Annotated in this window: 20 protein-coding genes; 8 read left to right on the forward strand and 12 right to left on the reverse strand. The window is 39.4% G+C overall.

Translation table 11 applies throughout. The features are described from left to right. The first annotated feature begins 106 nt into the window (after nt 1–106). The gene (locus ATE92_RS11765) at nt 107–598 is read left to right on the forward strand and encodes a hypothetical protein (RefSeq protein WP_100803908.1); all 492 of its coding nucleotides are present in this window, start codon (nt 107–109) and stop codon (nt 596–598) included. Between the two features lie 107 nt (nt 599–705). Here ATE92_RS11765 and bshA read toward each other — a convergent pair whose 3' ends face one another. The 9 genes from bshA to ATE92_RS11810 all read right to left on the reverse strand — a co-directional run bounded on the left by bshA (nt 706) and on the right by ATE92_RS11810 (nt 11,042). Then, nucleotides 706–1,836 (reverse strand): N-acetyl-alpha-D-glucosaminyl L-malate synthase BshA, encoded by a 1,131-nt coding sequence (gene bshA, locus ATE92_RS11770; RefSeq protein ID WP_100803909.1) that lies wholly within the window; start codon nt 1,834–1,836, stop codon nt 706–708. Nucleotides 1,837–1,940: 104 nt separating this feature from the next. After that, entirely contained in the window at nt 1,941–4,871 is a 2,931-nt protein-coding gene (locus tag ATE92_RS11775) for a glycoside hydrolase family 3 N-terminal domain-containing protein (RefSeq protein ID WP_100803910.1), read from the reverse strand. Between the two features lie 19 nt (nt 4,872–4,890). Then, nucleotides 4,891–5,376, reverse strand: coding sequence for an ABC transporter ATPase (locus tag ATE92_RS11780; protein WP_100803911.1), 486 nt, complete (start codon nt 5,374–5,376; stop codon nt 4,891–4,893). Between the two features lie 2 nt (nt 5,377–5,378). Further along, complete coding sequence (locus tag ATE92_RS11785) at nt 5,379–6,170, reverse strand: (Fe-S)-binding protein (protein WP_100803912.1); 792 nt, start codon at nt 6,168–6,170, stop codon at nt 5,379–5,381. A gap of 9 nt (nt 6,171–6,179) precedes the next feature. Continuing rightward, entirely contained in the window at nt 6,180–6,614 is a 435-nt protein-coding gene (locus ATE92_RS11790) for a phosphoheptose isomerase (RefSeq protein WP_100803913.1), read from the reverse strand. A 52-nt stretch (nt 6,615–6,666) separates the two neighbouring features. Then, on the reverse strand, nt 6,667–7,572 hold the full coding sequence (locus ATE92_RS11795; RefSeq protein WP_100803914.1) for an alpha/beta fold hydrolase: 906 nt from the start codon (nt 7,570–7,572) through the stop codon (nt 6,667–6,669). A 16-nt stretch (nt 7,573–7,588) separates the two neighbouring features. Next, nucleotides 7,589–8,911 carry a (Fe-S)-binding protein gene (locus ATE92_RS11800; protein ID WP_100803915.1) on the reverse strand — a complete coding sequence of 441 codons (1,323 nt, stop codon included), beginning with the start codon at nt 8,909–8,911 and terminating at the stop codon, nt 7,589–7,591. Nucleotides 8,912–8,914: 3 nt separating this feature from the next. Further along, nucleotides 8,915–9,865, reverse strand: a complete 951-nt coding sequence (locus tag ATE92_RS11805) for an MlaD family protein (protein ID WP_100803916.1) — start codon at nt 9,863–9,865, stop codon at nt 8,915–8,917. Nucleotides 9,866–9,920: 55 nt separating this feature from the next. Continuing rightward, nucleotides 9,921–11,042, reverse strand: a complete 1,122-nt coding sequence (locus ATE92_RS11810) for an N-acetylmuramoyl-L-alanine amidase (RefSeq protein WP_100803917.1) — start codon at nt 11,040–11,042, stop codon at nt 9,921–9,923. 215 nt (nt 11,043–11,257) lie between these two features. Between ATE92_RS11810 and ATE92_RS11815 the strand changes: the two genes are divergently transcribed. Together ATE92_RS11815 and ATE92_RS11820 are read left to right on the forward strand one after the other, a co-directional pair. Beyond that, nucleotides 11,258–13,909: a putative LPS assembly protein LptD gene (locus ATE92_RS11815; protein WP_100803918.1), complete on the forward strand. Its 2,652-nt coding sequence runs from the start codon at nt 11,258–11,260 to the stop codon at nt 13,907–13,909. Between the two features lie 17 nt (nt 13,910–13,926). Beyond that, nucleotides 13,927–14,307 (forward strand): RidA family protein, encoded by a 381-nt coding sequence (locus tag ATE92_RS11820; RefSeq protein WP_100803919.1) that lies wholly within the window; start codon nt 13,927–13,929, stop codon nt 14,305–14,307. Between the two features lie 4 nt (nt 14,308–14,311). Here ATE92_RS11820 and ATE92_RS11825 read toward each other — a convergent pair whose 3' ends face one another. Further along, entirely contained in the window at nt 14,312–18,694 is a 4,383-nt protein-coding gene (locus ATE92_RS11825) for a translocation/assembly module TamB domain-containing protein (protein WP_232729150.1), read from the reverse strand. Nucleotides 18,695–18,799: 105 nt separating this feature from the next. Between ATE92_RS11825 and tsaD the strand changes: the two genes are divergently transcribed. The 3 genes from tsaD to ATE92_RS11840 are packed head-to-tail and all read left to right on the forward strand — an operon-like array spanning nt 18,800 to nt 20,871. Further along, nucleotides 18,800–19,822 carry a tRNA (adenosine(37)-N6)-threonylcarbamoyltransferase complex transferase subunit TsaD gene (gene tsaD / locus ATE92_RS11830; protein ID WP_100803921.1) on the forward strand — a complete coding sequence of 341 codons (1,023 nt, stop codon included), beginning with the start codon at nt 18,800–18,802 and terminating at the stop codon, nt 19,820–19,822. Beyond that, nucleotides 19,822–20,154 carry a TfoX/Sxy family protein gene (locus ATE92_RS11835; protein WP_100803922.1) on the forward strand — a complete coding sequence of 111 codons (333 nt, stop codon included), beginning with the start codon at nt 19,822–19,824 and terminating at the stop codon, nt 20,152–20,154. Before tsaD ends, ATE92_RS11835 begins: the two co-directional genes overlap by 1 nt. A gap of 3 nt (nt 20,155–20,157) precedes the next feature. Beyond that, complete coding sequence (locus tag ATE92_RS11840; protein WP_100803923.1) at nt 20,158–20,871, forward strand: 16S rRNA (uracil(1498)-N(3))-methyltransferase; 714 nt, start codon at nt 20,158–20,160, stop codon at nt 20,869–20,871. Here ATE92_RS11840 and ATE92_RS11845 read toward each other — a convergent pair. Together ATE92_RS11845 and ATE92_RS11850 are read right to left on the reverse strand one after the other, a co-directional pair. Continuing rightward, the gene (locus ATE92_RS11845; protein WP_100803924.1) at nt 20,868–21,104 is read right to left on the reverse strand and encodes a hypothetical protein; all 237 of its coding nucleotides are present in this window, start codon (nt 21,102–21,104) and stop codon (nt 20,868–20,870) included. The two genes, ATE92_RS11840 and ATE92_RS11845, sit on opposite strands and share 4 nt — an antisense overlap. Before the next feature lie 55 nt (nt 21,105–21,159). Then, nucleotides 21,160–21,630: a DUF1223 domain-containing protein gene (locus tag ATE92_RS11850; protein WP_100803925.1), complete on the reverse strand. Its 471-nt coding sequence runs from the start codon at nt 21,628–21,630 to the stop codon at nt 21,160–21,162. A 242-nt stretch (nt 21,631–21,872) separates the two neighbouring features. Between ATE92_RS11850 and ATE92_RS11855 the strand changes: the two genes are divergently transcribed. Then, the gene (locus tag ATE92_RS11855; RefSeq protein ID WP_100803926.1) at nt 21,873–22,085 is read left to right on the forward strand and encodes a hypothetical protein; all 213 of its coding nucleotides are present in this window, start codon (nt 21,873–21,875) and stop codon (nt 22,083–22,085) included. 42 nt (nt 22,086–22,127) lie between these two features. Beyond that, nucleotides 22,128–22,775 (forward strand): DUF4159 domain-containing protein, encoded by a 648-nt coding sequence (locus ATE92_RS11860; RefSeq protein WP_100803927.1) that lies wholly within the window; start codon nt 22,128–22,130, stop codon nt 22,773–22,775. Nucleotide 22,776: the final 1 nt, after the last annotated feature.

Genomic DNA, 22,776 nt, shown 5'->3' on the forward strand with positions numbered 1-22,776 from the left:
TTAACAAAACATTCTGTAAAGTGCCCATAAAGTTAGTAGGCTATTAACATTTAGCAATACTTAATACAACTATTTTTACCATGTTAACAAACTTAAACAAACAATTATGAAAAAGACCCTATTATTAGTACTTACTGTTGTAGCGTTTGCGTTGCAAGCGGAAGCCCAAACCATTTCTAAAAATGCAATTGGATTGCGTTTAGGAGATAGTGACGGATTCGGAACCGAAGTGAGTTATCAAAGAGCAGTTGGAGATAATAATAACCGACTCGAATTCGATTTGGGATGGCGCAGTCATAAAAATTTCGACGCCTACAGATTGACCGGATTGTACCATTGGGTTTGGAATATTGACGGTGGTTTTAATTGGTATGTTGGTCCCGGTCTTGGAGTTGCTCAGGTAAATTTCGATGACGATTTTGGTGATTTCGATGACGATACCGAAACGTATGTGTATGCCGCAGGGGATATTGGTATTGAATACGATTTTGATTTTCCTTTGTTGCTATCGTTGGATTTCAGACCTGAATTCGGATTTGGAAACTACAATGACGATATCGATTTTGATATAGCTTTAGGTATAAGATACCAGTTTTAGTAAAAATAATTTTATTATAGTCTTATTGAACCTCACTGAAAAGTGGGGTTTTTTATTTGAAATAAATTGAAAAATTAATTTCTGTTATTCGAATTAGAAGAGGCAAATTAAATGACCATATTTGTCGCCTTTTCATACACTTCTTCATACAAAGGAACGATATTCTTGGTGTCGAATTTTTTGGCAGATTCTCTGGCCTGTAATTTAAATTGTTTCAGTGTTTCATCATTTTTCAGAATATGTAAACCATTGGCGGCCATTTCGTCTACGTTGCCTACATCACTCAAAAAACCGCTAATTCCTTGCACATTCACTTCGGCTAAACCGCCTGTATTGCTGGAAATCACGGGAACTCCGCATGCCATTGCTTCCAAGGCAGCCAAACCAAAACTTTCCTTTTCCGAAGGCAATAAAAATAAATCGGTAAAACACAAAATTTTATCAATTTCACTGCTATTACCTAAAAATAGCACCTTTTTCTGAATCCCTTTCTCTCGGCAAAGTTGCTCACAACGTTCCTTTTCGGGGCCTTCTCCAACAATAATTAATTTGGCCGGAATCTCCTTTTGAATACGGTCAAAAATTTCAATTACATCGGTGACGCGCTTTACCGGACGTAAGTTACTTATGTGAGTGATGATTCGCTCATACGGTTCTGCCATAAGATCACGCTGGCAATCGGTAAAAGTTTTGCTGTGTTTGGTGATTTCTATGAAATTGGGCACCACGTCAATCTCTCTGGTAATATCGAACAGTCGTAAGGTATCTTCCTTTAAACTTTCAGAAACTGAAGTAACCACTTCACTTTGATTGATACTAAAAGTTACTGCAGGTTTGTAGAACGGATGATTTCCAACCAGTGTAATATCTGTGCCGTGTAAGGTGGTGACCATGGGAATGAAAATTCCTTCTTCGGCCAGCATTTTCTTCGCCATATAGCCCGCATATGCGTGGGGAATAGCATAATGAACGTGTAGTAAATCGATCCCGTACAATTTCACCATATCTACCAACTTACTGGACAGAGCCAGCTCATAGGGTTGGTAATGAAATAAGGGATAATCGGGTACCGATACCTCATGATAATGTATGTTGTGGGAAATTAATTCGAGCCGCACCGGTTGTTTGTAGGTTATAAAATGAATTTCATGTCCGCGCTCCGCCAGTGCAATACCTAATTCGGTGGCGACAACTCCACTTCCTCCAAACGTGGGATAACAAACAATGGCAATTTTCATAGATGTCTTTTTTTTATGGATGCTACCAAATTATGTCTAAAGGTAGTCTGAAATGTAATTGGAACATTTCAAATTGCATTGAAATTTTTAATGCCCCTATACTTTTATTTTATGTTTCGCACCTCAATTGCGTCATAGATTGCCTGCTGAATATTACTTCGTAAGTCACTACTTATCAAATTTCTATTTTCTGCATTGGGATAGGTTCTATTAGACAAAAACACATACACAATCTCCTCATCGGGATCGGCCCAGGTAAATGTACCTGTAAAGCCGCTATGTCCGAAGCTATTTCTAGACACACAGCCACAGGTAGGTCCGGAATCACCCAATTGAGGCTTGTCGAACCCAACACCTCTTCTCACCTGTTTTTTGCAATAATAGCAATTATTAAAGGCATCAAAAGTTTCAGGTCTAAAATAGCGTGTGCCACCATAAAATCCTTTCCACAGATACATCTGCATTATTTTCGCTACATCGTTGGCATTGCTGAAGAGTCCCGCATGACCACTTACTCCTCCCATCATGGCAGCGCCCTGGTCATGCACATAGCCATGTATTTTTTGCATTCGGAACGTACTGTCCTCCTCGGTAGGAACGATATCAATTTTTGAGAATTTTTCAAGAGGAAGATAGGTGGTATAATTTGCGCCTAACGATTCGTATAAATTGCGCTGTACAAGTGTTTCAAGGGATGTTCCATAGAATTCTTCCAAGTATTTTTTCAGAATATAATAGGGCAAATCGCTATATTTATAGCTGACCTTCGGCAGTAAATTACTTTTCCTGATTTTTTCAAAGATGCTGTCCTGATAGTCTTTTCGCATATATAAATCTTCGGCAACTTTCAAACTGAATTTTTCACTATAAGAAGTTGCATAGTATTTAGAGCTAGGCCTTTTTGTTACAGAATCCAACGTTTTGGTGTAAAAAGGAATCCATGCTTGCAATCCGGCGTGGTGCATTAGCATATCCTGAAGGGTAATCGTTGCTTTGTTGGAATTTGCATACTCCGGAAGCATTTCAAAAAGCTTGGTATCCATATAAAGCACATCTCTGTCTGCTAACTCCATAATCATGGGTAAGGTGGCCAGAATTTTCGTCAAGGATGCCACATCGTACACATCGTTATCTTTTACCGAATTTAAGTTCTCCTGTGTATGATACCCAAAGTTCTTGGAGTAAATCACCTTCCCTTTTCTAGCAACTAAAATTTGCATTCCGGGAGTCATATTTCCATAAATTCCTATTCTCGCAAGGGAATCTATTTTTTCAAGCTTTTTACTGTTCACACCCACACTTTCCGGTGTTCCATATTGTAAACGTCGTGTTGGAATAGTTTCTATCGAAGTATGAAGTGGAAAATTTGTGCCAAGGGATACCGGTAATTGACCTTTCGCTGCTCTAGCACCAAAAATTACCTGTGCTGAAAGCTCCTGAGCAATTTTACTGTTTTGATACGACAGTACCAGGCCTTCGAAATTCAGTGCGTTTGGTAGATCCAGTAGCGCATACGGCCTAGCGAACACATCAAGAATTACCTTGTTGGTTTTGGCAATTTCTGAAATCCATTCTATTTCTTTCTCCTCTAAATTATAACTCTTCCACGGATTAGCATTCGATTTATGAAACCCAATAATGGTGTAATCGTATTTTTCAAGTATCTGAAGGTATTCTAATAAATCATTCGCTTTTACCCAATCAATCTTCGCATATTTTTGCAATTGATTTAAAAAATCCTTCCCATCATCATCCCCAAAGTTTATGTAGGCAATTTTTTTATTCTGAAGGTCTTTTATTGGGAGGATCTCATTGTCATTTTTCAAGACTGTAAGGGCATTCTCCATTGCATTTTCATACAATGTGTCGTCTACAACCGAGTTTAAATTCTCTATTATTGAAGTTGTGTCGATTGGTTTGTATTTATTAAGTCCTACTTTATATTTTGCAAAGAGGATCTTTTTGACCGAATGTACAAGTCGTTCTTCTGTAATAATTCCTTCTATATATGCATTTACCAATAGTTCATGTGCCTTGGGAATATCTTCAGAAATTAATAAAACATCATTCCCCGCTAAAAATGCTGCCAGATCTATCTCTCCGGGCTCTTTAAAATTGGCCGCACCTTTCATATTTAAGGCATCCGTAAATATAAGTCCGTTGAAGCCCAACTCCCCTTTTAGCAAATCGGTTACGATTGCTGTTGAAATCGAAGATGGAAAATTGGGACGTAGTTCCAAAGAGGGTACATTGAGATGTGCCACCATCACACTGCTAAGTCCGCCGCTAATTAACTTACGGTACGGGTATAACTCAATACTATCTATCCGTTGTTTAGAAAAAGTGATAGTTGGTAAGGTTTTATGAGAATCGGTATCGGTATCCCCATGTCCGGGGAAGTGTTTGGCATTGGCCAGTACGCCGGCAGCTTGCATCCCTTTCATAAAGGCAAGGGACTTTGCTGTGACATCGTCTTTGTCTTCACCAAAAGAACGGTTACCAATAATCGGGTTTTTTGGATTGGTATTAATATCTACCACCGGAGCAAAATTTATATGCACTCCCAACCGTTTGGAATGTTCTCCTATTCGTTTCCCAACCTTTTCAATAATGCTGTTATCCTTTATGGCCCCAAGCGTCATATTCCAGGGATATGCGAAGGTAGAGTCCAATCGCATTGCCAGCCCCCATTCGGCATCCATTCCCACTAGTAATGGCACTTTCGAAAGATCCTGAAATTCGTTATTTAGTTTTGCCTGTCTCTTTGGACCTCCTTTCGAAAAAATTACCCCACCAATGTATTGGTTCTTAATTAGGTCTTTAACTTTATCGGTTTTGGAAGTAGGATCGCTGGAAAATACATCTACCATAAACAACTGCCCTATTTTTTCCTGAAGGGACATATTGGTATAGATACTATCTACCCATTTTTGTTGTTTTGGGAGGTCTTTTTCTACTAATAACGGATTAATTTGCTGTGAAAATACAGGAAGTAAAACCCATGCAAAAAGTGAGGTTGCAAGCAATTTTTTCATACATCGAAAGATACAAAAACTATGCTAAAAATCGGCTGTGCCAACTATCTTTGGCAGGAACTTCCCAATGCTCTAAATATTCGGCTTTTGTATTCACCAAATTATTAAAAACGACCGTATTAGGAGAAACAGAACGATCTTTGGCCATTTTTTTGAAATCGGACAAAGGTTTATAGGCGATATAGTCCCCGGTATAAAAAGTTACATTCATCTTATCAAGCAGTTCAATACTGAATTCTTTTTCCAGCGACTGAATAAAATGTACCGAAGCATCTATGCTACAACCCGAGGCCGAAGCATTGGCCTGGTTGAGTCCAATTACAATAAAGCGGTTGTATTTTACTTCAAGCCCGGCCTCCAAATTGGCGCCATGTGCTGTCCACTGTTCTAAAAAAGCGCTGGTCTTTTCTTCAATAAGCGCAACTTCTTCATTCGATAATTTTCTATTTGCCTGATATACCCACACTCGGGAATCGTCGGGGAGGTTTTTAAAATCTGTCAACATCTTTATAAATCTTCAGCATTTGCAATCATTTCGGCTACATCCATTACTTGTATTTCGCCTTCTTTTTCTTTTCCTTTTACTCCATCGGTAAGCATGGTATTGCAAAACGGACAACCGGCTGCAATAATGTTGGGTTGTGTTTCGATGGCCTCTTCAGTACGTTCAATATTAATATCTTTCGCTCCGGCTTCGGGTTCTTTAAACATTTGCGCTCCACCTGCTCCACAGCACAATCCACGTGTTTTACAACGCTTCATTTCGACTAATTCTACTTCTAATTTCTGAAGCAGATCTCGAGGTGCTTCGTATTCGCCATTCGCCCGCCCTAAATAGCACGGATCGTGGAAAGTAATACGTTTTCCTTTAAACTTGCCTCCTTCAACTTTCAATCTGCCTTCGTTTAAAAGTGATTTTAAAAACTGAGTGTGGTGCATTACTTCGTAATTTCCACCGAGCTCCGGGTATTCGTTTTTTATTGTATTGAAGCAGTGCGGACAAGCAGTAACAATCTTTTTTATTTCGTAAGCATTTAAAACTTCTATATTCCCCATGGCTTGCATTTGGAACAGAAACTCGTTTCCTGCTCTTTTCGCAGGATCTCCGGTACAACTCTCTTCGGTTCCTAGAACCGCAAAATCTACATTGGCTTTGTGTAATAATTTTACAAAGGCCTTGGTAATTTTCTTGGCTCTGTCGTCAAAACTTCCGGCGCAACCTACCCAAAACAATACTTCGGGTTGCTTTCCTTCTGCCATAAATTCTGCCATTGTGGGTACTTTTATTGTCTCGCTCATGTGTATAGCTTAATCTTTAAAAACCTGTATGGTCACCTCTTTTTCTACCAAATCGGTAAATTTTCCTCTATATCGGGTCGCTTTCACCAAATGGTTATCCACCCAATGATAATTTCCACCTCTGGGTTTGCCCATAAGAAGTGAATGGTATTTAAATCCGTGTTGATCCAACCATACTTCGGTAACTTCTCTGTGTTCTTCGGTTCTCGAAGTAAAAAAACAAATTATATGTCCTTGATCGTACCATTTGTTTAAGGTTTTCAATGCATCCGGAAACGGTTCGCAGGTTGCCATACGCTCCGGCTCCTCGTTGGGAATATCGTCGGTAATAGTTCCATCGATATCTATGAGGTAATTTTTAATATCCTTTGGCAGTACCGGACTTACATGCGCCCCTGCCTCTACTTTATCATGCAGTAATTTTTCTACTTCGGTCTTCTTCATGCTGCTAAATGCTTTTCTATTTTGATGGTTTATTAAATTATCGTTCCTCCTGCTAACCCGCAACTTTCATTAAAAATCTGTTCAGGCTTCCGTAATAAACTTCAGGTTGTTCCAGCCAACCGTAATGTGCACAGTTGTCTATAAATACCAAATCTGAATTGCTAAAAAGGCGATGGCTGCTAGTTGCTATATTTTTGTCGATAATATCCTGTGCTCCCTGAATGATTAAAACGGGTTTCTTATAGGTTTCAATTTCTTTCTTGCAATCGTAGTTAATTGCTCGCAAATTCTGCCATACTAAACTGTTAATTTGGCTATTGCCTTCGGTTAAACGTTGCGCAATTTTATTTCTATGTGTATTATCGTATAAATAGGCCGGTGCCAAATAAGTTCCTCTTTGTAAACTCGCATGAAAGCTCGTATCACCATTGCGAATCTTATTATTCCAGAAATTTAATGAATCCTGATCCTTTTGTGAAAGCCGGGCAGTGATATTTAAGGTGTTCAGCAAAGATAAATCCAACCCTCCGGAGGAAGAAAGAATAAGTCCTTTTACTCGTTCAGGGAATTTTGAAGTGTAATAGGATGCCAGCATACCACCAAAGGAATGTCCCATAACAATCCATTCTTCAAAACCGAGGTTTTTTCGAATTACCTCCATGTCGGCTACCATTAAATCCATGGTGATGGTTTTGGCACTGACTTCATTCATAACCGATTTTCCCGTACCTCTTTGGTCAAATAAAATAACCGTATTAGTTTCACATAAACTTTCGGCCAAACCCACAAAACCGTTGCTGCTCATTCCGGGGCCACCATTAATAACCACCAGTGCCGGACCTTCTCCAAATGTTGTAACATGAAGTATTCCGTCACTTATCTTTAGCTCTATCTGTGTTTGAGCCAGTATACTACAGCCCAAACACAAGGTAAAAAATAAGACTAACAGCGATTTCATTTTGTTTTGTTTTAAATCAGGCTTCGTTTTTCCAGTTTAGGCGATCCATCTGATTGTACGGCCATGGTGCGCCGTTGTTTTCAATATTGGTCATGGCTCCGTTTAACTCCATGGGAGCAGCAGATTGTTCCATCACCAGATACTGACGCATTTCCATAATTATTGAAAGCGGGTCGATACTTACCGGGCAGGCTTCAACACAGGCGTTGCAAGTGGTGCATGCCCATAGTTCCTCTCTCGTGATATAATCGTCCAGCAATTGTTTGCCATCGGGCTTAAACTCACCATTTTTCTCAATATTTTTTCCTACCTCTTCCAATCGGTCGCGGGTATCCATCATAATCTTTCTGGGAGACAACTTCTTCCCGGTGATGTTGGCCGGGCATTCACTTGTACAACGACCACATTCGGTGCAAGTATAGGCGTTTAGCAACTGAATTCGGGTTAAATCCATGACATCACTGGCTCCAAATTTTGCCGGGGCTTCGGCACCTTCGGCAGGAGCAGCAAACGGATCGGCTGTTGGATCCATCATTAATTTCACTTCGTTGGTAACCGATTCGAGGTTTTTGAATTTTCCCTTCGGAACAACTCTTCCGAAGTACACATTCGGGAAAGCCAGAATAATATGCAAGTGTTTCGAAAAGTACAGGTAATTCAGGAAAACTAAAATTCCCAAAATATGAAGCCACCAGCAAGTACGCTCAATGGCAATTAGCTTGCCTTCCGAAAAATTTTCAAACAAGATTGCGATGTATTGACTCACAGGAAACATTCCTGCCTGAGTATAGTGTGCTGTACCCAAATGTTGTAGTTGCAAATCGGCTGCATTCATAGTTAGAAACAGTACCATGAGTACCATTTCGAAGTAGAGAATATAATTGGCGTCGTTTTTGGGCCATCCTTTCATTTCGGCTGCCCAGAATCGCTTAATTTTCTGAATGTTTCTTCGAATCCAGAAAACTATCACCCCAATAAGGACAAGCAATGCCAGAATCTCGAACGAAGCGATAAGGTAATCATACACTATTCCTAATCCCGAGAAAATACGGTGTGTTCCGAAGATACCATCGATAATAATCTCCAGCACCTCAATATTAATAATGATAAAACCAACGTAAACGAAAATGTGCAATAGTCCCGAAACAGGGCGCACCACCATCTTAGACTGGCCAAGCGCAATGCGTAGCACATTGCCCATACGTTCAGTTTTGTGGTCTGAAGCATCTACTTGCAGACCCAGCTTTATGTTTCGAATTATCTTACGAATGTTCTTGGTGAAAAAACCAATCCCGACAATTAGGGCGATGAGGAATAATATATTAGGAATGTATTGCATTGTCTATTGATCGGGATTCTCGGGCGTCACGTATTCTTTTTGTTTTTTTCCAAATACTGAAATATGAACATAACGCTTCGGATTTAATTTTAAGTCCTGAAGTAATTGTTCCAACTGCCTTGAAGCTCCTTCAAGATTGTCGTACAATTTTTCGTCTTTTAATAATTTTCCAACGCTGCCCTCCCCATTGTCTATTCGTGTTACAATATCATTAAATCGGGTTACCACGTTTTGCAAGTCAGTCACAAGTTTTCCGGTTTCAAGCTTTGCTAAGGAATCGGACAATTTTGCAAAATTTTCGGACATCACATCCAGATTTGTGAATGTTCGGTTTAACTTATCTGTGTTCTCGCCCAAAACTGCGTCTAATTTTCCTGAAACACCGCCCAAGGAATTTAAAGTTGTATTCAGGTTTGCAATTGCATTTTTAAGATTCTCACGGGTACGTTCGTCGACAATATCGGTGTAGGCTAATAAAAGCGTATCTACTGTAGCGAGTGTGTTGTTTACTTTTAGCTCTAAAGGTCCCAACCGGGACGCAACGGCATCCAGCATACTTTTCTCAATTTCACCTTTTAACGTATCTCCGGATTTGGCAATGTTTGAAGCATCGTAAGAAGGAAAAATACCTATCGACTTTCCGCCTATGAGTCCGCTGCTGTAGATACGTACCAGGCTATTTTTTGAAAAATCGAAGTCTTCCTCAACCGTAAATTCTACCACCAAGCCCCCTGTTTTATTGGCGAAAGTGATGTTTTGCACCTTCCCAACATTTAATCCGTTAATGGTTACGGGAGCAGACTTCGCCAGCCCCTCCACATTGCTGTATTTTACATAAAAAGTACGGTGATTATCAAGGAGATTAGTACCCTTTAAAAAGCTGTAACCAAAGATAAACAGTAAGATGGCGCCAATAGCGAGTATTCCGGTTTTTACTTCTCTAGATAGTTTCAAAAAGGTAGTATTTAGGTTCCAAACAAATTTAGAAATAAATATAGAAAAACGGGGGCTATTTGTCTTTTGAATTTAAAACATCCGAAAGTTTAACTTTTTTGTCTCCTTTAAAGGCGACAATATAGCAAGAGGCATAGCCCTTTTCCTGAGCAAAACTCTTCATTATTTGTATTTTATTATAGTCGGATGTTTCCCCGTAATAATATTTATACAACCCGTCTTCTTTGGCACGATTCACGTCTTTTAACCCTTTAAAATTGGAGGGTTTGGTATCCAGTTTCTTTCCGGTCGCTGCCAGTTGCACCCGAAACATAACATCTTTGTAGTGTTTCTCTACAGTAGTTTCGATCGCCTTGTTTATTTCGGTATCTTCCATCACGGGATTTTGTGATTTGGTAGTTGTCATGGAGAGACTATTTTTATACGAAAGAATTGCCTTGGCTATTTCGTTAGCCATTTCATTCTGACCTTTATCTGAATTCAAGTACTTTCCTTCTTCAGTGTTGCTCAAAAAACCTGTTTCCACAAGCACACTGGGCATATAAGTATTGTGAAGCACCCAGAATCCGGCCTGTTTTACACTTCGGTCTTTGCGCTTTAAGGTATTAGTAAAGTTATTTTGAATGAGACTTGCCAGCAAAATACTTTGATCCAGGTATTCCTCCTGCATAAGCGTAAGCCCGATAAGAGATTCGGGATGACTGGGATCGAAACCCGCATAGGTCTCTTTGTAGTTATCTTCCAGGAAAATTACTTCGTTTTCCTTTTTAGCCACTTCGAAATTCGCCTGACTCTTGTGTAGTCCTAATACAAAGGTTTCTGTACCGTAAGCCTGTGTATGGTGTGCATTGCAATGCACCGAAACAAATAGGTCGGCATCGGCTTTATTGGCAATGGCAGCTCTTTCGGATAATTCGAGAAAAACATTTTTTGTACGGGTGTAGATAACTTTTATATCGGGGTTTTTTTCAAGGATTTTTCCAACTCCCAAAACAATATTTAACGCTATATCTGCCTCTTTGTAGCCATTTTTAGTATTCCCGGAGTCTTTTCCGCCGTGGCCGGCATCCAACACCACTACGAAGGGTTTAGTGGCATCGTTATTGTTCGGGGTTAATGCGGTGAGGAGACCTATTCCTATAGTAAGTAAGAAAATGCTAAGAAGTTTCGTTTTCATATAATTACTAACGTATGGTAAATGTTGATATTTTAAAAAATTGATTTTAGAAAACGCAGCCCAAAAAATATGCTTAATTTTGAGCCCGTTCGTTGTTTGTTAACGGACTTTCAAAAACTAAGCCAAAAATACAAAATAATAGTATCTAAGCATTGCAAACAAAACGGCAATTTATTCCGATTTTACTTTTTTTTCTGCTCTTCTGCGGTTATGCAATGCATTCGCAGGATATTCCTCCCAAGCAGGATGTAACAATACCCGCCAAACAAGATTCCGACACCATCACCGTTGATGTTAAGCCAATAATTTCTGAAATTAATGAAGTAGCAATTGATACTGTTAAAAACGATACGGTCAAGCCAAAAAAAGACTATTTAGATAACATTGTGGATTATTACGGCGAAGACTATGTGTATCTGGACCGAAAGGCGAACAAGGTATATATGTACAACAAGGCGTATCTTATCTATGGAGATATGCGCATTGATGCCGGATTAATTATTCTGGACTACAACAAAAATGAAGTCACGGCGAAAGGAATAGACAGTGCAGGCAAGTATACACAGCGCCCTGTCTTTGTGCAAGGCCCCAATAGAGCCGAACCCGATTCACTACGGTTTAACACCAAATCGAAAAAAGCTATTGTCCACAATACCAGGACCGAACAAAATGGGTTTCAGGTTTTGGCTGAAACGACCAAAAAAGAAAACGATTCGGTGTATTTCCTGCGGAATGTACGATTTACCACCTCCAAGAACCTTGAAGACCCCGAATACTACTTCTATACCCGAAAAGCCAAGTTTGTTCCACAGAAAAAGATTGTTACCGGACTTACCAATATGTATATCGCCGATGTTCCCACGCCGGTTGGATTGCCGTTTGCGTATTTTCCGCTCACCGAAGATCGTACCTCCGGGTTTATAATTCCAACTATTGGAGAAAACAGCAATCGGGGATTCTTTTTTCAGAACGGAGGGTATTACTTTGCCATTAACGATTATCTGGACTTAACTGTATTGGGCGATTATTATACCAACGGCAGTTATGGTTTACGGGGTGAATCTACTTATGTAAAGCGATATATGTTTCGAGGAAATGTTAGTATCCGCTATGAAAATCTTATAAACAGTGAAAGAGGCTTCCCCGATTTTAGTGAAAGCTCGGTGTATAACATTCGCTGGAGTCATAATCAGGATGCCAAGTCCAATCCCACTTCGCGTTTTTCGGCCTCTGTAAATTTGGGGAGTAGCAGGTATTTTCAGGAATCAATCAATCAGACAAATAATGCCAGCGCCCTTGTAAATACGCTAAGTTCTTCGGTTTCGTACGCCAAAACCTTTGAAGGGGAACCTCAGGTGAATGCAACCATTGCAGCTACACATTCTCAAAATACAAATACCGAGGAAATAAATATGTCCTTGCCAAACGCCAATGTGAGTGTCTCTCGAATTTTTCCTTTCGCGCCTAAAATTGGAACTAAAAATGGTATTATAGAGAATATAAATGTTCAATACGATGTCACTGCCGAAAACCGATTTAGAACTGTAGATTCACTCTTTTTTAGGCCAGAAATGTTCGAAAAAGCTCAGATTGGTGCCCAACACAACATTCCGGTAAGCACCAATTTTAAAATACTTAATTATTTAAGCGCCTCAGCCAACAGCAGTTTACGGGAAACTTGGGTGCTCAAAACCATTGAGCGTTCCTACGATACCTCGCTTAATGATGGCATAGGAGGTGTAGTTGAAGATACCATTCCGGGCTTCGACCGATACTTGACATACAACTTTTCAACCAGTTTAGGAACAACAGTTTACGGTTTGTTTAATTTTGGAGCCGATAAAAAAATACAAGCCTTACGACATGTAATGCGACCTTCGGTAAGTTATAACATCAATCCGGGGTTCGATAAATATTACGATGAGTATGTAATTCCGGCAACCGCCGATCCCGATGTAAATGAGGAGGTTGTAGCCTATTCCCGTTTTGAGAATACACTTTACGGAGCTCCCAGCCGCAATTACTCCAGTAGTATAGGCATGTCATTGAGTAATACCTTTGAGGCAAAGGTGACCAGCAAGGACACAACCTTAACCGAACCTAAGAAAGTAACCTTACTTAATAATCTCAATTTTTCGACCGGATACAACCTTTCAGGCGATTCATTGCGATGGAATCCGGTGAGTTTTACCGGAAATATTCCTATTGTAGAAAAGCTGGATTTTAATTTTAACGGAACGCTGGACCCCTATGCTTTAAACAGCAACAATCAGCGTATTGATGTTTTTAATATCGACAATGGCGGGAGTTTGTTTAGACTTACAAACGCGAACATAAGTGTCAACTATTCCTTTTCCAGCAAGGATTTTGAAGGAAAAAGTGAAGATAAGGATCGTTCAGACAATGAAACCTTCAGAAATGGAGGAAGGCCCGACGACCTGTTTGGTGACACAACCGATATTTACGATGGAAATATTTACAAAGAAGATGATGATGACGAAAAAGATAAAAATGTTGCCTGGTATAAGTATCAAATACCGTGGGATTTACGACTGGCTTACACCATGACCTATTCGAACGGGCAACGTCAAAATGAAATTTCCTCACAGTCTTTAATGCTTAGCACAAACCTTGAATTATCTCCGCGGTGGCGTGTGGGAGTCTCTTCGGGATACGATTTTAAGAATAACGGTGTTACTTTAACGCAGTTTCGGTTTCAGCGAGACTTGGAAAGCTGGCAAATGAGCTTTAACTGGACTCCTATTGGTAGTATTAATACATCGTGGTATTTCTTTATTGGGATAAAATCTTCGGTGTTGAGCGATATTAAATACGATAAACGCAGAGAACCCGATAAAGGTTTGTAACTCTTAATTCATAAAAAATGAAAAAAATTATTAATACTAAAAACGCCCCTGCTCCTATCGGGCCTTATAGTCAAGCAGTACTTAAAGGGAATATGTTGTACACGTCGGGTCAGATTGCGCTCGATCCTGAAACCGGAGAACTTGTTTTAGGCGATATTAAGACCGAAACAAAGCTGGTTATGGAAAATTTGAAAGCTGTTTTAACCGAAGCCGGAATGACCTTCGAGAATGTTCTTAAAACCTCAATATTTATTAGTGATATGAAACACTTCGGATCAATAAACGAAGTGTATGCAACTTATTTTAATGAGGCTACTGCTCCTGCAAGAGAGACTGTTGAAGTGGCCAATCTGCCAAAGTATGTGAATGTTGAGATTTCAATGATAGCTTCCCTATAAGAAACTAATCTTCGTTTTCCTTTGTTCCCTGCGGATTAAAATCGGCCGGGAAAGAACTGTCATCAGGAACTATTGGCATCTCATTTTCCGATTCCAACGTAAGTTTTCTATTAAATAATTTGTTGACCAATTCACGGAAGGTATCAAAATCGACCGAATACGAAATTCCCGCGCCCTGTTCAAATATTTGATCCTCTCCAATAAACTGAATGTCTGCCTGCCGATTGAAAAAATTGATTCGTAAACTTCCGTCTTCATTCACTAACCATTGAACTTCAATGTCGCCGGCTACTGCTGTTTCATTTACACCACCAACCGGAACGCCAACCTTACCGTTTATAAGAATACGCTCGTTAATTTGGGTAGAAAGCGTAATCCCAAAGCGATCTGCTGTTTCCTGATTGGGTAACCTGGAACCTTGTGAATAATCCAGACCTACCCTAAACTTACTGTCCTGATCGGTAAACAGTTCGTTTACAAGTCCTGATACTCGTTCTACCAGCGTACCCGTAAAGGCATTCGATCCCTCATAGTTGTCGTTAACAAAAGAGCCCGAAGCTAGTAAAAATAACGCCTGATTTTGTTTTTGTTCTTCGTTTTGCAGTTTGTATTCCAACTCGCTCTTTACGATGGAACTTACACGTGGAAATTCGATACGGAACTTTATTTCCGGCTGAATTAATTCTCCGGTGAGATCTACTAAAACATGCACCGGAATCTTTCGGTTCACCGAAGGATTGTCCAACAGAATGGACGGATTGGCTTCGGTTTTGTACAGTGCGCTCAAATTTAAACGAGCTCGCGTAGGATCCCCATCCCAGGTAATACTTCCGCCGGGAACCACTTCAATATTTTTCTGTATAAGCCCGCCGTATCTAAAATCGTAATCTCCCTTAATTACCAGGAAATCTCCCCACATTCTGAACTTTCCCAGGGTATTAATTTCAATCAATAAGATACCAGCTCCGCGTCCCCGTAGGGTTGAATTGTTTACAGGGTCTACCACTACCTCCACTTCGGCCTTTTCATTGATATCCAATTCGAAATTGAGGGAGAGTCCTTTTACATTGTTTGAAATGACCATTTCCCCGCTAATTCGAGCCTCTTTTTCGGCCGGGGATAAAAATTTAATAAAGGAGTCATCCCCAATAGCTTCAGTATCACTCAGGGGCACTTTAAAAGTAGTTCCTTCTTCGGTGGTGGCAACAACATCAATTACCAATTCTTCCACAGGGCCTTTGATTATGGCCGTTCCGCTAATAAAAGCGGTTCCATAATACAAGGCATCTTCATTGGCCGGGGTATCGAGTACCAGAAGGCGCTCGGGGGCATCGATATCGAGGTTCAGTTCCCAATCTCTAAAATTATCATGCGTAGCATTTCCGAATAGAACTCCTTCTGTATTATACTTGGTATCGGTGATGGTGGTAGTACGCAGTTCAATTTTATTCTTGTTTACTAAAATCTGAGCCGAATTATCTAAATTGAAATCTGTATTTAGATAAGGTATTTTTAATCCGCTGTTTGCCAACGTAATGCGTCCCAGCATATCGGGAGATTTATAATTTCCTGTAACCCGAACATTTCCGGTGGCACTTCCCCTTATGGCAGTAACCACATCGCCACCAAACGGACTAAAGGCTTGCAGATTAAACTCGTTGAGATTAATATCCAACCGTATTTGCGGATTTTGGGTTGAAACATCAATTTCGCCAATTGCTTCAATTGACTTTACATTATTGTTGGTAAGCGTTGTATTTATAGAGTATCTTGTTAAATCTTCATTCCCTGAAATTTTTAAATCTAGATCTCCAAACGGAATATCATTAATTACAACTCCATCTATGGTAACAGAAGAATTTGGGTAATAAGCCTTGTTTTTTTGAACAAAATGAAGTCGCCCGTTGGTATTCCCTTCCAATCGCAAACTATCCACAGCCGGAACAATGTTGCCAATATTAACGTTTTTAAACTGAAGCTGTATATCCTTATACGTCGAATCGCGAATGTTCCCGGCGAGCTGAATTATTTCATCGTTATGTCTAAACACCAGGGAATCGATGCGTACCGAATTGAAATTATCGTCGAATACAACTTTATTTAGGTTATTATTGTTTTTATTGATATACCAGACGTTGTCCTTATAAGTAATATCCGATTTTTTAACACCTACCACCGATTTCCCTTCCGGGTTTATGGTGTGATACAACGAAAGATTAAATAAGTCCTCCTTTGCTTTACCTCCCTTAAATTCGGAACGAATGTAAAGCGTATCATTAATGGTTTTGTTAATCACATTCACATCCACTACATTGTAAACACCTGTGTATACCGAATCTACTGAAATAAATGTATTGTAAATAGGGTTGTCGTTATCTACCTGAATATTTACCTTTCCTAAATAGTTTTTAAACAGTAAAATCTCCGGAGAGCGGAAATCGAGTTTAAATTTGGATTCATCGGAAGAGACAGAGCCTCGAACTTTCGTATTTTCACCAAGCTGCAGCTCCGGCACGAACACTTCAACAATTTTGTTGAAAACCAGAAACTCGTAATCAATATATTGATTTGTGGTTACTTCAATAGGTGTGTAGTTTGCATATATACTTCCTACCCCATTCCTAAACAAGTTGGGAATATCTTCAACCAGAAATTTCCCTGAAATCTTACCGTTGATAATATCCGGGGAATTAATTTCAATTGTACGAATATCCCCTTCAAAAGAAGAAGTGATGTTAAAATCATCGAAAAAGAAATCGTCCCGCTCACTTTGATAAAAAGTTTGCTGAAAAGTAATGGTTCCCTTTGCATCGTCGAAAGTGGTTCCATCCATATCTACGATCACTTTTCCTGCAAACACTGCAATACTATCTCTGGTGACAAGCTGTAACTTGTTAAGTTCGGCATACTCTACATCGGCTTCAAAATCGTATTGGTTAAAATCTTTGGAGACATCTACCAATCCTTTAAAATTTAAGCGAAGGTTTGGGTCATTAATGCTTAATTCTCCATTAAACAACGGATTCTTTAGATTTCCCGAAACAGTAATCTTTTGATAGTTATAGCCTTCAAAATAAAATGAAGAAATGGTTCCCGAAATTTTTGTGTTTACGGTTTGCTGTGTAAATCCACGGCCGTCGAAGTTCAAATTTGCAGTTACTCTGCCCAAGGAGGTTGTGCCTGCAATTTTGCCTAAATTAAAACCGTTGAGGATTGCATTTCCCTTGTAATAGGCATTGTCGAAATTATTGATATTACCCATTGTAAAATCAACGTTGGCACCTCCTATCCCGGTTAAAATGGTGCTTTTGGTTGTTAATTCGGTGTTTGTGATTTGAGTATTTCCGGTAAAAGTGAAGGCGCCAATTTCTTTTAATTCCTTCGGAACTACATCTCCAAGTATACGTGGCATAAACCTGCGCAACTCGAAATAACTGGTGTGAATGGAATGATTTTGAGCACGTATTGAATACGCTTCTCCTTCGGATAGTATATTTTTTATGGTATAATCTCCTGCTACGTGTGTATCTCCCACAGATAATTTTGCATCCTTGAAAGTAAAATCATTAAGTGTGCCTTCAAAATTACCATCGATGTAAATAATCTGATCCGGTCCAAACTCATTATAAAAACCGTTTAAATCGTTGGTTGCCAGACTGGTTTCCTTGAGACTCGCCGTTATCTTTACATTGTTTTCGAAGTCGCCCATTCCCTTTTCACCATAATACAATAGGATATCACCTTTTACGGATGAACTTTCCGTTTGGAGAGACAGGTTCTTAAATTCCATCGCTTTAAGGGTATATGAAAAATCGGCCTCGAGGTTTTTAATAGTAAATCCCCTGGCCGCGACTAACGAAAGCGAATTTATATTTGCCGTAATATCGGGACCTGATATATTAAAACCGTCTGCTACAATATTTACAGCGCTCAAATTAAAAACTTCAGCGTTCTCCAGATTATAATCGGTGATTCTAACTTTGCTGTTGGTAAGGGTTATATCGTTACTGAATAAAGAAAAAGGTGTTTCGCTGGGTTCACCGGTTTCAAACTTTTCGGCGAAGATGGAAAGATTGTCATTATCTTCGTCTTTATAGGTAGTCACATACAACTTGGCCTCGGTGAGATCGATATTTCCAAAACCCAAGTCTCCATTTAATAAATTTTGTAAGCTTAAAATATTGGTTTTAAGCGCCTTGGCAAAAATAAGCGTGTCATCGTGATGATCGGTAATAAAAACTTCCCGAATGTCTACCTGACCTTTCCAGTTAAGTCCTAAGCGTTTTATTTGAATATTGGTGCCGTAGGTTTCATTTAAATTTGCAGTTACCTTTTTGGCAACGTAGGTCTGTACCGAAGGAATGGAAAAAATAATGATTAAAAGCACGATAAGCAATACAATGATTGCGAAGGTGCGAAGTATTATTTTCCTTAATTTTTTGATACGCTTTTAATGTTATAATTTTGATACCAATAAATATGCCCTTTTATTTTGAGTCAAAAAAATTGTTATATTCTTGGTATTGAGTCTTCTTGTGATGACACTGCTGCTGCTGTGATAAACAACGGTGTAATCTTGTCCAATGTTGTTGCTACACAAAAAATTCACGAGGAGTACGGAGGTGTTGTCCCCGAACTCGCTTCAAGAGCGCATCAACAAAACATTGTTCCTGTGGTTTACCAAGCTCTTCGCAAAGCAAATATCGACAAAAAAGAGTTAAGCGCCATAGCTTTTACAAGTGGTCCGGGATTAATGGGTTCTTTGTTGGTAGGGACCTCATTTTCAAAGTCTTTGGCGTTGGGATTAAACATTCCATTGCTGGATGTAAACCATATGCAGGCGCATATTCTCGCACATTTCATTAAGGCCGATGGGCAAACAGCCCCCAACTTTCCATTTTTAGCGATGACCATTAGTGGCGGGCATACACAGATAGTTCTGGTTAAAGATTATTTTGAAATGGAAGTGATTGGCGAGACGATAGACGACGCGGTTGGCGAGGCTTTCGATAAGGCCGGAAAGATTTTAGGACTTCCCTATCCCGGAGGCCCATTGGTGGATAAATACGCCCAATCGGGAAATCCGAAACGTTTTAAATTTACCAAGCCGAAGGTGAGTCCGTTGGACTTTAGTTTTAGCGGTCTAAAGACTGCAGTGCTTTATTTTATTGAACGTGAAGTTAATAACAACCCTAATTTTATTGCTGAAAATTTAGAAGATATTTGTGCAAGTATACAGTATACCATTGTCGATTATTTAATGGACAAGCTGAAAAATGCCGTAAAACAAACCGGAATTAAAGAAATAGCTATAGGCGGTGGCGTTTCTGCCAATAGCGGAATTAGAAATGCCCTTGTAAATGCCGAAGCAAAATACGGATGGAAAACACATATCCCTAAATTCGAATTCTGTACCGATAACGCCGCAATGATTGCCATAGTTGGGGAATTAAAATACAAAAACGGACTTTTTGCGAGTAACAATGTGGTTGCAAATGCCAGAATGAAAATATAATGGAAAACAATTCGGAAGAATTAGTACGACGTATACGGGTAGCAGTCCTGCCCTGGACATCACATATAACCGAAAAACGCATGTTTGGGAGTGCTTGTTTTTTATTTAAAGGAAAAATGTGTGTTGGTGAAACCAAAGAGCGCCTTATGGTGAGGGTTGTTTCTGAAAAAATGCCTGAGATGCTAAAGAATCCTTATGTACAGCCCATGGATTTTACCGGGAAACCCATGAAGGAATTTATTTTTGTGACCAAAGAAGGCTTCGACACCGAAGAAAAACTACAACAATGGGTCGAATTGGGGATTGAGCACGCTCACTTAAAAAGCACTTAAATTATGCAGCTTTTCTACCATCCGCTACTTACCGAAGCATCTAAAGATATAGCGTTCAATAAAGAAGAAAGCAGGCATATTGCCAAGGTATTGCGAAAACAAGATGGTGACATTCTAAACCTAACCAATGGTGAAGGTTATTTTTTTGAAGCTATTCTTGTAAGTACCAACCCGAAACAGTGTCTCGCCTCAGTAACTCATTTTGAAAAACAAGCTCCTCTTCCCTATTCGTTGCACCTGGCTGTGGCCCCTACCAAGTTAAACGATAGATTTGAATGGTTTTTAGAGAAGGCGACTGAGATTGGTGTTTCGGAAATTACCCCAATAATCTGCGATCACAGCGAACGAAAAGTAATTAAGCGCGAACGCTATGAGAAAATCCTTCAGAGTGCGATGAAGCAGTCGTTAAAAACGTATATGCCAAAGCTAAATGCCGCTATTTCTTTTCAGAATTTTATAGAACAGGAATCCGCTTCCGAAGTCGTACAATGTATTGCTCATTGTGAAGAAACTTCGCGTAAGCTGCTTAAAAATGTAGTAATTCCAAAAGCTTCAGTATTGGTGCTTATTGGCCCGGAAGGTGATTTCTCGAGTACAGAAATTGAGTTTGCTCTTAGGGCAGGATATATTCCGGTGAGTTTGGGGAACAGCCGACTAAGAACCGAAACGGCAGCTATTGTAGCCTGCCACAGTGTGGCATTTATCAATGAAGTTTAGAGTTTGGCGCTTCCGGCACCCGTAATAGTTAAGTTTTTTGATTGTATATAAGCAATCAAGCTCAAGGAATCTTCATTGGAAACAATATCGGGAATAAGTAATAGTGCCTCCCCCGTTTTTTTATTTAAAGACATTTGAATTTCCTCTATCACAATATTGCTATTTACCAAGGTACGTCCGCCATTTTCACCATGTTTAACAATGGTCTCCCTTTTGTTGATAACCAAGGCCACTTTTAATTTTTTCGATTCAAGAGGACCTTTAATATCATATTTAAAGTTGACGGCTTTATTTTTTTTTGGTTATTTCAGACAGTGTTATTGCGTTTTCTGAAGCCGTTTTCAAGAATTTTGAAACATACTTGTTCATGGAATCTTTGTTGGATCCCACAAAATGAATGCTACCATTTACTACGGCTTGCGGTGTATACACAGACCTGCTGTTAAATTTAAAACCATAAGCATGCTGCAATGTTGTGTAATCACTCTTGCTAAAAGGATCTTTCCAGCCCAATCTATCCCAATAATCCACATGGTAGGACGCCACTAAAACATTTTTTTTAGCAAAGTTATTTTTTACTTCCTCCAATAATACATCAGCCGGAGGACAACTACTGCATCCCTGGGAAGTGAAAAGTTGTATAAATACAAAGGGCTCCTTTTCATCAAAAACAGTAGATTTTTCAGAATTTATAGTTGAAAATCCAATCATCAAAATCAAAAAAACAGGAAAAGTACTACAAAATATATGGGTTTTCATGCCGGAAATTTAAGAAATAGTCGGAATTAATAGCCGTCCTTACTAATTAGGGAGTTTCAATTTCTTATTTCAAAACACCTTCTTAACAAGCCCTATGACAATGTTGTACTAATTAACAAGATGTAAAAAATTACCGTTTATCGATGTTATTATACCGATAAACGTAAAAAAATGCACTTTTTAACATTTTAAATCAGAATTAATACTTAGCTTTCCAGTCTCAAATCAAAATAATTTTCAAAATGTCCCCAGCAGCACGAAAATTTGAACATTCACTTAACCTACCAATTATCAACTCAGGAATTTTAACAAAAATGAATCCGGTGAGTTTGCTTGCGGTAAATGAAAACATGACAATTGTGCACAGCGCAAAAATGTCTGTACACCTCTTACAAGATTGGATGGAATTTACTCAGGTATTAGGTGCGGGAATACTCAATAAAATTTCCCGATAACAATTTGACTTTCTACAGTCCAGTTTTGTACTTTTGATTGCTATGCGATTGAAGGCCTTTCTTTATTTATTTCTATTTACCATTGTTGGAGCTACATCGGCTCAGGAGATTGCTGTATTACAGTACGGTGGTGGCGGTGATTGGTACAGCAACCCCACTGCCCTTCCAAATCTAATATCCTTCTGTAACGAGCAAATTAATACAACCATACGCAGTAAACCGGAAACAGTTCAGCCCGGAAGTGTCGATTTGTTCGATTATCCCTTTGTACATATGACGGGTCATGGGAACGTATTTTTTTCTTCGGAAGAAGCCGAGAACCTAAGAAACTATCTCATTAGCGGGGGCTTCCTGCATATTGACGATAATTATGGTATGGATGAATACCTTCGGAAAGAATTGGTGAAACTATTTCCGGACAAAGAATTAAAAGAGCTACCCGGCACCCATCCTATATTTAATTATCAGTTTTCGTTTCCGCAAGGACTTCCAAAAATTCATGAGCACGATCGTGGGCGTCCGCAGGCTTTTGGGATTGTGTACGAAGGACGATTGGTCCTGTTGTACACATTCGAGAGTGATTTGGGCGATGGCTGGGAGAATCCCGAGGTTCACAACGACCCTGAAGAAGTACGCTTAAAAGCGTTGCGAATGGGAGCCAACATCGTAAAGTATGCCTTTGAGAACTAAT

It is taken from the genome of Ulvibacter sp. MAR_2010_11 (assembly GCF_002813135.1).
Lineage (GTDB): Bacteria > Bacteroidota > Bacteroidia > Flavobacteriales > Flavobacteriaceae > Altibacter.